This is a genomic window from Sphingomonas sp. T1 (assembly GCF_902506585.1).
Taxonomy (GTDB): Bacteria; Pseudomonadota; Alphaproteobacteria; order Sphingomonadales; family Sphingomonadaceae; genus Sphingomonas; species Sphingomonas aerolata.
The window spans coordinates 2,691,581-2,703,685 of record NZ_LR733875.1; the positions used below are offsets into that span (position 1 = coordinate 2,691,581).

At 69.0% G+C, this 12,105-nt stretch carries 15 protein-coding genes; 4 read left to right on the plus strand and 11 right to left on the minus strand.

Going from position 1 to position 12,105, the window contains the following annotated elements:
- Window positions 1-136 precede the first annotated feature (136 nt).
- The 5 genes from GV027_RS12160 to ispG are packed head-to-tail and all read right to left on the minus strand — an operon-like array spanning window position 137 to window position 3,292.
- Window positions 137-613, minus strand: a complete 477-nt coding sequence (locus GV027_RS12160) for a GNAT family N-acetyltransferase (protein ID WP_159512034.1) — start codon at window positions 611-613, stop codon at window positions 137-139.
- Window positions 610-1,512, minus strand: coding sequence for a DMT family transporter (locus GV027_RS12165; protein ID WP_159512035.1), 903 nt, complete (start codon window positions 1,510-1,512; stop codon window positions 610-612). The genes GV027_RS12160 and GV027_RS12165 overlap by 4 nt, the downstream gene beginning before the upstream one ends.
- Window positions 1,509-1,889: a type II toxin-antitoxin system VapC family toxin gene (locus GV027_RS12170; protein WP_159512036.1), complete on the minus strand. Its 381-nt coding sequence runs from the start codon at window positions 1,887-1,889 to the stop codon at window positions 1,509-1,511. Before GV027_RS12170 ends, GV027_RS12165 begins: the two co-directional genes overlap by 4 nt.
- Window positions 1,886-2,116 (minus strand): AbrB/MazE/SpoVT family DNA-binding domain-containing protein, encoded by a 231-nt coding sequence (locus tag GV027_RS12175; RefSeq protein WP_043156878.1) that lies wholly within the window; start codon window positions 2,114-2,116, stop codon window positions 1,886-1,888. The genes GV027_RS12170 and GV027_RS12175 overlap by 4 nt, the downstream gene beginning before the upstream one ends.
- A gap of 36 nt (window positions 2,117-2,152) precedes the next feature.
- A complete protein-coding gene (ispG, locus tag GV027_RS12180; protein ID WP_031440350.1) occupies window positions 2,153-3,292 on the minus strand; it encodes a flavodoxin-dependent (E)-4-hydroxy-3-methylbut-2-enyl-diphosphate synthase in 1,140 nt (379 codons plus the stop codon).
- Between the two features lie 115 nt (window positions 3,293-3,407).
- Between ispG and GV027_RS12185 the strand changes: the two genes are divergently transcribed.
- From GV027_RS12185 to GV027_RS12200, 4 genes are all read left to right on the plus strand, one after another.
- Window positions 3,408-3,929, plus strand: coding sequence for a DUF1993 domain-containing protein (locus GV027_RS12185; RefSeq protein WP_159512037.1), 522 nt, complete (start codon window positions 3,408-3,410; stop codon window positions 3,927-3,929).
- Between the two features lie 84 nt (window positions 3,930-4,013).
- Window positions 4,014-5,195 (plus strand): acyltransferase family protein, encoded by a 1,182-nt coding sequence (locus GV027_RS12190; protein ID WP_159512038.1) that lies wholly within the window; start codon window positions 4,014-4,016, stop codon window positions 5,193-5,195.
- 8 nt (window positions 5,196-5,203) lie between these two features.
- Window positions 5,204-6,133 (plus strand): isoaspartyl peptidase/L-asparaginase family protein, encoded by a 930-nt coding sequence (locus GV027_RS12195; RefSeq protein ID WP_159512039.1) that lies wholly within the window; start codon window positions 5,204-5,206, stop codon window positions 6,131-6,133.
- On the plus strand, window positions 6,130-6,996 hold the full coding sequence (locus GV027_RS12200) for a S1/P1 nuclease (RefSeq protein ID WP_159512040.1): 867 nt from the start codon (window positions 6,130-6,132) through the stop codon (window positions 6,994-6,996). Before GV027_RS12195 ends, GV027_RS12200 begins: the two co-directional genes overlap by 4 nt.
- 229 nt (window positions 6,997-7,225) lie before the next feature.
- On the opposite strand, the gene pal is transcribed toward GV027_RS12200, so the two are convergent.
- From pal to GV027_RS12230, 6 genes are all read right to left on the minus strand, one after another.
- Window positions 7,226-7,753, minus strand: a complete 528-nt coding sequence (gene pal, locus GV027_RS12205) for a peptidoglycan-associated lipoprotein Pal (RefSeq protein ID WP_031395926.1) — start codon at window positions 7,751-7,753, stop codon at window positions 7,226-7,228.
- Between the two features lie 52 nt (window positions 7,754-7,805).
- On the minus strand, window positions 7,806-9,161 hold the full coding sequence (tolB, locus tag GV027_RS12210) for a Tol-Pal system beta propeller repeat protein TolB (protein WP_159512884.1): 1,356 nt from the start codon (window positions 9,159-9,161) through the stop codon (window positions 7,806-7,808).
- A 200-nt stretch (window positions 9,162-9,361) separates the two neighbouring features.
- The gene (locus GV027_RS12215; protein ID WP_159512885.1) at window positions 9,362-10,438 is read right to left on the minus strand and encodes a cell envelope biogenesis protein TolA; all 1,077 of its coding nucleotides are present in this window, start codon (window positions 10,436-10,438) and stop codon (window positions 9,362-9,364) included.
- Between the two features lie 27 nt (window positions 10,439-10,465).
- Complete coding sequence (gene tolR, locus GV027_RS12220) at window positions 10,466-10,903, minus strand: protein TolR (protein ID WP_037531582.1); 438 nt, start codon at window positions 10,901-10,903, stop codon at window positions 10,466-10,468.
- Between the two features lie 35 nt (window positions 10,904-10,938).
- Entirely contained in the window at window positions 10,939-11,631 is a 693-nt protein-coding gene (gene tolQ / locus GV027_RS12225) for a protein TolQ (protein ID WP_031440027.1), read from the minus strand.
- Complete coding sequence (locus GV027_RS12230; RefSeq protein WP_031440026.1) at window positions 11,628-12,089, minus strand: YbgC/FadM family acyl-CoA thioesterase; 462 nt, start codon at window positions 12,087-12,089, stop codon at window positions 11,628-11,630. The genes tolQ and GV027_RS12230 overlap by 4 nt, the downstream gene beginning before the upstream one ends.
- Window positions 12,090-12,105 lie beyond the last annotated feature (16 nt).

Consider the following 12,105-nt stretch of genomic DNA (forward strand, 5'->3'; position numbering starts at 1 on the left):
GCGCCCCCCCTTTTTCTCCCGTCATCCCTTCTTCTTCCGTCATCCTGACGAAAGTCAGGACCCAGAGCCAAACAGGACAGCGCGAAGTAACTCTGGGTCCTGACTTTCGTCAGGATGACAACCCTCCGACGGCCCCCTACCGCCCCGCCAGCTTCACCAGCGCATCCCCCGTCAACCGCTGGATCGTCCAGTCCTCCATCCCCACCGCACCCAGCTTGCGATAGACCGCGATCGCATCCGCATTCCAGTCGAGCACCGACCATTCGAACCGCGCGCAACCGCGGTCGATCGCGATCCCCGCCAGATGCGCGAGCAGCGCGCCGCCGACCCCCTGCCCGCGCGCCTCGGGCGTCACGTACAGATCGTCCAGATACACCCCGCGCTTGCCCGTCCAGGTCGAGAAATTGTGGAAAAACACCGCGAAACCGACCGGCCCGTCTGCCCCGTCCGCGATCACCGCCTCCGCCGCGGGGGCATCCCCGAACAGCGCCTCGCCCAGCGTCGCCTCGGTCGCCTCGACCGCATCGGGCTCGCGCTCGAACGCCGCAAGCTCGCGCACGAAGCGCAGGATCGTGCCGGTATCGGCGCGGGTGGCGGAACGGATCTGGGTCATGCGGCGGCCTCCATCGACGTCTGCGCGATATCGCGCCGCCGCGCCGCATACAGGCATGCGACGACGATGACACCCGCGCCGCACGCGGTAAACGCCGACACCCGCTCGCCGAACACCAGATAGCCGAGCCCGGCGGCATAGACGAACGAGCTATATTCGGTCGTCGCCAGAAATCCCGTGTCGCCGTGCGCATAGGCCCAGCCGAGCAGCCACAGCGACGCGGTCGCCAGCCCCGCCGCCAGCAGCAGCCGCGGCCATGTCGCGGCGTCGGGCACCACCGCCAGCCACGGCGCCGCGAGCGCGAGCGTCGCGGTCACCACCAGCGCCTGGAAGAACGCGATCTCGCCCGGCCGCGCGGCCTGCGCCTGCACCCGCGCGATCACCAGATTGACCGCATAGAGCAGCGCCGATCCCAGCACCGCGGCGACTCCCGTCAGGCTCGCCGCCCCCGCCGCGCCCTCGCGGCCATGCCCGATCATCACTATCCCGACCCCGCCCAGCGCCAGGATCGAAGCGACCACGACCCGGCGCCCGACCCGCTCGCCGAGCGTGACGGCGGCGAGCAGCAGCGCGAGGATCGGCGAGATGTAGGTCAGCGAAATCGCCTGCGCCATCGGCACGCGCGCCAGCCCCCAGAAGAACAGCAGCGCCATCGCCGCGGTCACCAACCCTCTGGCACAATGGAGTTTCAGCGCCCGCCCGCTCGGCCGCCCGCTCCGCCCGAGCTTCCAGGCGACCGCCCCCAGCCCGACACTCGCCATCTGCCGCCAGAGCAGCGCGTTATACACCCCGATCCCCAGCACCAGCGACTTCATCACCGCGTCCATGACCGAGAACAACCCGATCCCGAGCGCGGCGACCGCAAAGGCCAGAGCAGGCGAAACGAGCCGGGCTGTCATCGAATCAGGCGGACTTCGATATCCAGATCGAGCCCGGCCCACGCGGTATCTGCCGTCAACACCGGCACCGCCAGGCGCGTCGCGAGCGCAAGGCACGCCCGATCGCCGAGCGAGAGACCCAGCGGCCGCGTTGCCGTGCGCAACGTCGCCGTCCGCACCGCGTCTTCCGTGCCATAAGCGAAGCTCTCGATCGGCAGCGTCTTGAGCACGCTGGTCACGTCTTCCGCCGAAAGATCGAGGTCGATTACCTTCGTCATGATCTCGGCCAGATTGACGCTGGACAGGCAGAAAGGGCCATCGTCGCGAACCACAATATCGCCGCCCGGCTCACCGCGAAGATGGGCCAGCACGACCGACGCATCGATGACCTGTCTCATTCGCCCCAGTCGGCGCGTCGCTCGTGAAGAAACTGGTCGACGCTATATCCGCTCAGCCCGCGACGCAGACGCGCCAGCGCCGCATCGGGGTCCTCACGGCGAAGCAGGATGCCGTCGGCGTTCGCTTCGAGGACGATCGAGTCACCGTCCTTGATGCCCAATTCCCGGCGCAAGTCCGCCGGAATCACGATCTTGCCGCCAGTGATCACTTTGGCATGATAGGTCATGGCCGAGCCTCCAGTACCCGACGCATAGCACCGGACCTATTCCGCCGCCATCTCCGGCACCAGCGCCGCGACCGCCGCATCCGCCGCCTCGATCTCCGCCGCCTTGGCCTCGACCAGCTTGACGATGTGGTTCACCATGTCCGCGTCCTGGACATGATGGTCGGTGACCCCCGACAGATACACCATGTGCTTGCCGTTGCCGCCGCCGGTGATCCCGATATCGGTCTCGCGCGCCTCGCCCGGCCCGTTCACGACGCAGCCGAGCACGCTGAGCGACATCGGCGTGCGGATATGCTGCAATCGCTCCTCCAGCGCCTGGACGGTGCGGATCACGTCGAACCCCTGCCGCGCACAGCTCGGGCACGACACGACGCGCACGCCGCGGTTGCGGATGCCCAGCGCCTTCAGGATCTCGAACCCGACGCGCACTTCCTCCTCGGGCTCGGCCGACAGCGAGACGCGGATCGTGTCGCCGATCCCGTACCAGAGCAGGCTGCCCATCCCGATCGCCGACTTGACCGTGCCGCCGACGAACCCGCCCGCCTCGGTGATGCCGAGATGCAGCGGGCAGTCGACCTGTTCGGCGAGCTGCTGATAGGCCGCGACCGCCAGGAACAGGTCGGACGCCTTCACCGCGACCTTGAACTCGTGGAAATCATGGTCCTGCAGCAACTTGATGTGATCGAGCGCCGATTCGACCAGCGCATCGGGGCACGGCTCGCCATATTTCTCGAGCAGATGCCGCTCGAGGCTCCCGCCGTTCACGCCGATCCGGATCGCGCAGCCATTGGATTTCGCCGCGTCGACGACCTCCTTCACGCGGCTCGCCGAGCCGATATTGCCCGGATTGATCCGCAGGCACGCCGCGCCCGCATCCGCCGCCTCGAGCGCGCGCTTATAGTGGAAATGGATATCCGCGACGATCGGCACGCGGCTCGCGCGGACGATCTGTTTCAGCGCGCTAGTCGATTCGACATCGGGGCAGCTGACGCGGATGATGTCGACGCCCGCCTCTTCGCATCGGCGGATCTGGTCGACCGTCGCCTTGATGTCGTCGGTCGGCGTGTTGGTCATCGTCTGCACGGTGACGGGCGCATCGCCGCCGACGGGGACGTTGCCGACCATGATCTGGCGGCTCGTACGGCGGGTGATATCGCGCCAGGGACGAAGGGACATGAAGATTCCTCGTGGGTTCACCGCCGTATATAGCGGCTGGACGCGGCGAGCGAAACAACGCTGGCACATGCCGCCGCACGGCCATAGGTTGCCGCATCTCAGCGGAGCCCGATCGATGACCCTGTCCCTCTACGATGCGACGATCCCCTCCAATCTCCAGGTCCTGCGCGCGCTCGACGCGCTGCTCGACAAGGCGGAAGGCTTCGCCACCGAGCGCGGGATCGACCCCGCCACGCTGATCGACGCAAGGCTCGCCGACGACATGCTCCCCTTCGGCTATCAGGTGAAATCGTGCGTCGCGCACTCGGCGGGCGGCGTGCAGGGCGTCCGCGACGGCGTATTCTCCCCCGACCGCAGTGCCTGGCCAACCGACTTCGCCGGGCTCCACGCCGCGGTCCAGGGCGCGATCGCGACGCTCCAGTCCTATGACCCGGCCGAATTCGACACGCTCGCCACCGCCGCGACGAAGTTCGAATTCGGCAGCTATGTCATGCCCTTCACCGGCGCCAACTTCCTGTTGTCCTTCTCGCAGCCCAATTTCTACTTCCACGCCAGCATCGCCTACGCGATCCTGCGCGCGCAGGGCGTCCCGCTCGGGAAACGCGACTTCCTCGGCGTCCCCCGCATCGCCGCCTGACCGGGCCGGGCCGGGCGGGCCCGCGCCGGCGTGACGGGGCAGCGCGTGCTTGCAGCCCCGTCACCCGCCGCCTAGGGCGCTGCGATGACCCGGCATTACGGCATGGACTGGCTGCGGATCGGCGCCTTCGCCCTGCTGATCCTTTACCATATCGCGATGGTCTTCGTGCCGTGGAACTTCCACGTGAAATCGGCGCATGTCGAGGACTGGGTCCGGCTGCCGATGCTCGCCACCAATGCGTGGCGGCTGACTTTGCTGTTCGTCGTGTCGGGCTATGCCAGCCGCGCGCTGCTCCGCCGGTCGAGCGGCCCGGTCCGCTTCTTCGCGACGCGCTGCTACCGGCTGCTCGTACCGCTCGCCTTCGGCATCCTCGTCATCGTCCCCCCGCAACCCTGGGTCGAGCTCGTCACCCGGCACGGCTATACGGGCAGCTACTGGACCTTCTGGACGCACGACGCCTTCCGCTTCGCCCCGCTCGACGGCCTGTGGCTGCCCGCCTGGAACCACCTCTGGTTCGTCGTCTATCTCTTTGTCTACACCGCAGTCCTGACGCTCGGCGTCGCGCTGGTCCGGGGCCCGCGAAGCCTGCGCAGCCACCAGAATGTCCGCAGCCGCGGCGCGCAGCGGCTCTTCGACCGCGTCTTCGGCGGCTGGTTGGTGCTGCTCCTGCCGCTCGCCTGGCTCATCTTCGTCCATGGCTGGTGGTTCCAGATGGCGGCCGAGAGCCAGGCGCTGCTCGGCGACTGGATCGCGCACATCACCTATTTCCCCGCCTTCCTGTTCGGCTTCGGTCTCGCGCGCTCCGAACCCGCGATCGCCGCGATCGCGCGGCTGTGGAAGGTCGGCGCCGGGCTCGCGCTGCTCGGCTATGCGACGATCCTCGGCATAGAGCTCGGCTGGCCCGCCGCGGTTGCGAAGCCGCACTGGCTCTATACCGCCTACGGCATCGCACATGCGCTTGAACAATGGGGCGGAATCGTCGCGCTGATCGGGCTCGCCGAACGCCATCTCAACCGCGACCATCGCTGGCGGCCGATGCTGACCGAGGCGGTGTTCCCCTTCTACCTGATCCACCAGACGCTCATCGTCCTCGTCATGTACGCGCTGCTCCCCGCCAGCCTTCCCGGCTGGGCGGAGTTCACGCTACTGCTGGTCGCGACCGTCGCCGGCTGCTTCGCCTTCTACCGGATCGGCCGCAGAATCGCGCCCTTGCGCCCGCTGATCGGGCTGCGTCTCCACCTTCGTCCCACCCCGCCAACCTTGTGAAAGCCCCCATGCCCCAACCCAACTGGACCCTCGTCATCCACGGCGGCGCGGGCAAGCTCGACCGAGAAATGCTCTCCGCCGAGCAGGATTCGGGCGCGCGCGCCGGCCTGTCGCGCGCACTCGACGCCGGCGCCGCGGTGCTCGCGGGCGGCGGCACCGCGCTCGACGCGGTCGAGGCCGCGGTCCGCGTGCTCGAGGATGATCCGCACTTCAATTCGGGCCGCGGCGCGGTCTTCACGCATGACGGCGGGATCGAGCTCGACGCCGCGATCATGGACGGCCGTACGCGCGCCGCGGGCGCCGTCGCCGCCGCCACCGCGACGCGCAGCCCGGTCGGCCTCGCCCGCGCGATCCTCGACGACGGCCGCCACGTCTTCCTCGCAAGTGCCGGCGCGGACGCGTTTTCGCGCGAACACGGCCTCGAACAGGCGGGGCAGGACTGGTTCGCCACCGACGAACGCCGCCGCCAGTTCGCCGAGCTTCAGGCGAGCGGCGACATGTTCGACGTCGACATGAAATACGGCACCGTCGGCGCGGTCGCCTGCGACACGCACGGCCATGTCGCCGCCGCCACCTCGACCGGCGGCGTCACCGGCAAGCGCTGGGGCCGGATCGGCGATTCGCCCGTCATCGGTGCGGGCACCTTTGCCGACGATCGTGCCTGCGCGGTGTCGTGCACCGGCTCGGGCGAATTCTTCCTGCGCGTCGGCGTCGGGCATGAGATCGCCGCGCGCGTCCGCCTGACCGGCGAACCGCTCCAGACCGCGACCGAGGCGGTCCTCGCCGAAGTCCGCGCGCTCGGCGGCACCGGCGGCGCGATCGTCGTCGCCCCCGATGGCGGCATGGCCTGGTCGTTCACCACGCCGGGCATGTACCGCGGCACCGCATCCGCAAAGGGCGCGCGCAGCGTCGCCATCTACGCTAGTGAGCAGCCATGATTCGCAAGCCCCTGACCGCGCTCGGCCTGCTCGCCGCGACCGCGCTGACCGCCGCCCCCGCCACCGCCTATTGGGAATATGGGCACGAGACGGTCGCGCAGATCGCCTATGCCAATGTCGCGCCGCGCACGAAGGTCGCGATCCGCCGCCTCCTCGCGCAGCAGGCGCTGCTCGACACCCCCGAATGCCCGGCCGGCACGATCGAAGAGGCAAGTGTCTGGGCGGATTGCATAAAGCCGCTCAAGACCGCCGACGGCAAGTCGCGCTTCGGCTTTGCGTACAGCTGGCATTACCAGAATGTCGACGTCTGCGCGCCGTTCGACCTCACCCCTGCCTGCAAGGACGGCGACTGCGTCTCCGCGCAGATCGACCGCGACGTGACTTTGCTCCGCGACCGCAAGACGTCGCCGCACGATCGCGTCCAGGCGCTCGCCTTCCTCATCCACTTCGTCGGCGACCTGCATCAGCCGCTCCACGCGGGCGATCGCCACGACAAGGGCGGCAACGACGTGAAGACCGATTACGGCATCTACGCCCCTGCCCGGCTCAACCTCCACTCGGTCTGGGACGGCACGCTCGCCGAGCGCGCGATCTCCGCGCCCCCCTCGCTCGTCCGCCGCTACCCCGCCGCCGAACGCGCGCGCATCGCGGCCGGCACCGTCGCCGACTGGAGCCGCGAAAGCTGGCAGGTCGCGCACGACGTCACCTATGCGTCGGCGCTGGGCGGCGACGCCTGCGCCCCCGTCCCCCCGCGCGTGAAGCTCGACGAAGCCACGATCGCCCGCATCGCCCCCGTCTCCCGCGAAGAAGTCCGCAAAGGCGGCCTCCGCCTGGCAAAGCTCCTAGACAAAGCCCTGACCTGAAACCCCTCTCCCCTCGGGGGAGAGGGAGGGGCCCACTGCACAGCAGTGGGAGGGTGAGGGCACGAAGCTCGAGACACGACCCCCAAGCCCCCGCCGTCATTCCCGCGAAGGCGGGAACCCAGACCGGCTACCCTCGCGACTAGACCCGACCGTCAGCCCATCTGGATCCCCGCCTCCGCGGGGATGACGAAGGACGGGGCAAGGCTCGTCACGAGCGCGCCCCCGGCCCTCAGTTCAGCACAATCGTGACCGCCCGGCGATTCTCCGCCCAGGCCGCATCGTCCGACCCCTGCGCCACCGGCCGCTCCGACCCATAGCTGATCGTCGTCATCCGCGACGCCGACACACCGCGTGCCGCCAGATAGTTCTTCGCCGAATTGGCCCGTCGGTCGCCCAGCGCCAGGTTATACTCGCGCGTGCCGCGCTCGTCGCAATGCCCCTCGATCGTGATCCGGACATTGGGGTTGCGCGCCAGCCATTCGGCCTGGCTGTCGAGGATCGCGCGCGCGGTCGGATCGATATCGTACATGTCGAGCGCGAAATTGACCGTGTTGCTCTGCACCGAGCGACGGAAATCGGCGTCCGACCCGGGCACGATCGCGCCGTTCGCGCCGCCATTGGCCAGCCCGCCGGTCGGGTCGACGCCCGCCGACGAATCGACGGGGGCGGGCGGCAGGGTCTCGGGGCGCTTCTTGGCGCAGCCCGCGACGGCGATCAGCGCGGTCGCGCACAGCAGCGTTGTCGTAAACTTGGCCATCACATCTTCTCCCGTGGTCGGAACATATTCCAACATAGATTACATAATCGGTCTAGGGCCGCAGCGGGCCCCAGGCTGGATCCGACCCGTCGAGCGGGGTCGGAATCTTGCGCTCGTTGACGCCCGTCAGGTCGACGGACCACAGGTCCGCCTTGCCCCCGCCACCGCGTCCCGAGCGGAAGAAGTTGATAACGCGGCCGTTCGGCGACCAGCTCGGCCCCTCGTCCTGCCAGTCGTTGGTCAGCAGCTTCTCGCCCCCGCCGCTCGGGCTCATGATCCCGATCCGGAACCCGCCGCCGAGCTTGGTGAACGCGATCAGGTCGCCGCGCGGGCTCCACACCGGCGTCGCATAGCGCCCGCCGCCAAAGCTGATCCGCTGCTGGTTCGATCCGTCGGCGTTCATGACATAGATCTGCTGCCCGCCCGACCGGTCGCTCTCGAACACGATTTTCGATCCGTCGGGCGAATAGCTTCCGCCCGTGTCGATCCCCGGCGAATTGGTCAGCCGCTGCGGCGCGCCGCCCTGGCTCGACACGCGGTACACGTCGGTATTGCCGCCCTGCGCCATCGAGAACAGGATGTTGCGGCCATCGGGCGAGAAGCGCGGCGCAAAGGTCAGGCTGGCATTCTGCACCACCAGCCGCTGCCGCCCGGTGCCGATGTCATAGACATAGATCGCCGGCCGGTTGTTCACATAGCTCATATACACGATCGACTGCTGATTCGGCGCGAACCGCGGCGTCAGCACGATCGACTGGCCGTTGGTCAGGAAGCGGTGGTTGGCACCATCCTGGTCCATGATCGCCAGCCGCTTGATCCGCCGGTTTTTGGGTCCGGTTTCCGAGACATAGACGACGCGGCTGTCGAAATAGGCGCCCTCGCCGGTCAGTCGCGTATAGACCATGTCCGCGCATTTATGCCCGGCACGCCGCCAGTCGGACGGCGGCACGACGAACCCCTGCCGCGTCAGCTCGGCGCGCGACGACACGTCGTACAGATAGCAGCCGACCGTCAGGTTCCCGTCGCCATTCGCGCGGATGAAGCCCTGCACCAGCGCCTGCGCACCCGTGCTGCCCCAGTAGTCGAACCCCGGCGCGGTGACCTCGGGAAAGCCGATCGCGCGCAGCTGCCCGGGGGCGAGCGGCGTGAACAGACCCGAATTGCGCAGGTCGTTGGTGACGATATCGGCCAGCTGCCGGCCGAGCACGTCGGTCGACCCCGCCGGCGTCGACACGACCGCGGACGTCGGCATCACCGGCACCGCGATCGGCATCGGCGCGGAGATCCCGCCCGTCACGTCGACCACCAGCCCGCCGGACTGATCCTCCGCCGCCGCCGGCGTGCCCGCCTGCGGAACGGGCGCCGGCGCATCCTGCGCACTGGCCGCACCGCCGGCAACGAGTGCCATCAGCCCGACCGAAGCAAGCACCGCCCTCACCCCAGACCCCACCCCGGCGAAGGCCGGGGCCCAGCTGGGAGACGCTGCTGCAAGCACGGTGCGCGCCGTCACGAAAACCTCGCCACCTGGGCCCCGGGCTTCGCCGGGGAGGAGGCTGGAGATCATGGCGGGCCGGCGGGGGGACAGCGATCGGAACATAACGGACATCCTCATCCGGGAAGCTTGTAACGCAGGCTGAAATTGCTCCAGCCATTCTGCACGTCATACAGGTCGTCGGGCAAACCGCGCAGCGGCGAACACCCCGTGAAGGTCGCGATCGCGAGATCGTCGACGCGGTCGACATAGCGCCTGTTCTCGTCGTCGACGCCCGCATGCCCGGTGATCGTCGGCCGCGACTTCAGCGTCCCGTCGCGGTTGAGCTTCAGGTTGATCGTCACGCGGATCCGCTCCGCGCCCGGTCCCGGCGTAACCTGCCGGTTCGCGCAGGGCTGCACCTGTCGCAGGATCGCCAAGCCGATATTGGCCGCCGCCTGCGCACCCAGCTTGGCCGCCTTGGGCGCTTCCGACTTGCTCGGCGACGGATCCGCCGACAGGCCCTTCAGGAAGTTGTCGCCCAGCCGCGAGCCCCGCGGCCGCGCCGCCTTCGCGTCCGCAGTCGATCCGCTGCCCTTGGTCGCGGACGGCTTGGCGGGCTTTGCCGAGGACGCCGCACTCTTGGCGGGCGCCGCGCTCGACTTGGCCGCGCTCTTCGCCGGTGCCGCCTTGGCAGGCGATGGCTTGGCCGCCGGTTTCGCGGGCGCAGGCTTGGATTTCGCCGGGCTCGGCTTGGCGGGCGCAGGCTTTGCCACCGGCTTCGGGACTGGCGCAGGCTTCGCCACCGGCTTCGGCGGCGCGGGCCTGGGCTTGGCCACCGGCTTGGGCTCGGGCTTCGGCTCGGGCTTGGGCGCCGGTTTCGCCGGGGCAGGCTTGGGCGCAGGCTTGGGTGGGGCCGGCTGCGGCGCAGGCGGCACCGGATCCGGCTGCGGCTCGGGCTCGGCCTCCTGCGGCGCGGGCGGTGCCGCATCCTCGGGCGTGCCCTCGTCGGGCGCGACCGATTCGGCGGGCGTCTCCGCCGATTGCGGCGCGGTCGCCTCGAGCGCCACGTCGGGCACCAGGCTGATGTCGATCGGCTGCTGGACAATCTTGGGCGGCTCGGGCGTGTCGAGAAACCCGACCGACAACAGCGCGAACAGCACGACATGCCCGACCAGCGCGACGCCGAACCCGATCTTTTCGGAGCGATCCATCACCAAGGGCCCATCACCGCCGCGACATCAGTTGGGTGTGCCCTCGACCGTCACCAGCGCGACGCGGTTCAGCCCGGCGCGGTTGAGCTCGCCCATCACGCGCATCACCCGGCCGTAATCGAGCTTGCGGTCCGCGCGCAGCAGTACCTGCGGCTCGTTGCCGACCGCCCGGCTCGCCGCGATCGAGGCGAGCCGCACCGGCAGCGCGTCCTCGCCGATCTGGTCCTGGTCGATGAACACCGCGCCGGTCGCATCCATCGAGATCTCGACGGGTTTCTGCTCCTGGTCCAGCGCCTTGGCGCGCGCATCGGGCAGGTTCACCGGCACGCCTGCGGTCATCAGCGGTGCGGTCACCATGAAGATGATCAGCAGCACCAGCATCACGTCGACCATCGGCGTGACGTTGATGTCCGCCATCGGCGCGCGCCGTCCGCGACCGCGACCCGAAGGAAGGTTCATCGCCATCTACGCGCCTCCCGTGCACAGCACCGGCCGGCCGCTCATCGCGCGCCGTCCAGCTGCCGCGACAGCGTCGCGTGGAAGCCGTCGGCGAAGCGGTTAAGGCTCGCCTCGATCCGGTTGATGCCGTGGCTGAAGCGGTTGTACGCGATCACCGCCGGGATGGCCGCGAACAGGCCGATCGCGGTCGCGAACAGCGCTTCCGCGATCCCCGGCGCGACGACGGCGAGCGAGGTGTTCTGCGCCGCCGCGATGCTCGTGAAGCTGCGCATGATGCCCCAGACGGTGCCGAACAGCCCGACGAACGGCGCGACCGACCCGACCGTCGCCAGCACGTTCAGCCGGTCCGACAGCGTGTCGATCTCGTGCGCGACCGCCGCACCCATCGTCGTGGCGAGCCGCTCGCGCGTCCCGGCCTTGTCGATCGTGCCGCCCGCGGTCGACCGCCGCCACTCGGTCACCCCGGCCGCGAACACGCGCGCCGATGGCAGGTCGGTCTCGCTCTCGGCCTTGTAGAACACGTCGATGTCCTCGGCCTTCCAGAAGTCGCGCTCGAACCGCACCAGCCCCTTGCGCGTCTTGCCCAGCCGCCGCCAGAACGCGACGATCAGCGCCCAGGTCCAGACGCTGGCGAGCAGCAGCCCGATCATCACGCCCTTCACGACCAGATCGGCCTGTAGGAACAAGTGGATCGGCGACAATGTCGCGCTATCCATAGTCAGAACCGGATTCATGCTTCCCCCTGCCAGACAAGGCGTTCGTAGATGTCAGTCCATGCGCGCGGCTGGCGACGCGGCCGGCCGTTGGGGGCGATCAGCGCCGCCACCACGTCCGCCTCGGCCAAGACAAGCCCGCCGCACATGACTCGTTGATGAATGGCGACGCTGGCCGCGCGGACCTGCGTGATCCGTGAGACGATCACCAGCGCATCGTCGAGCCGCGCGGGCGCGGCATAGCGGATGGCGAGGCTCGCAATCGCATAGGAGCCCTCGCCCGCCTCGAACGCAGCGCGCTGGTCGATCCCGCCGACGCGCAGCATGTCCGACCGCGCGCGCTCCATGTAGCGTAGATAATTGGCATGATAGACGACGCCCGACAGGTCGGTGTCCTCGAAGTACACGCGCAGCGCGAACCGGTGCTCGCGCCCCGCAAAGCGCCCTCCCGCCGGTTGATCCTGCTCTGCGTCAGCCATTCCGGGGGCTGTTAAC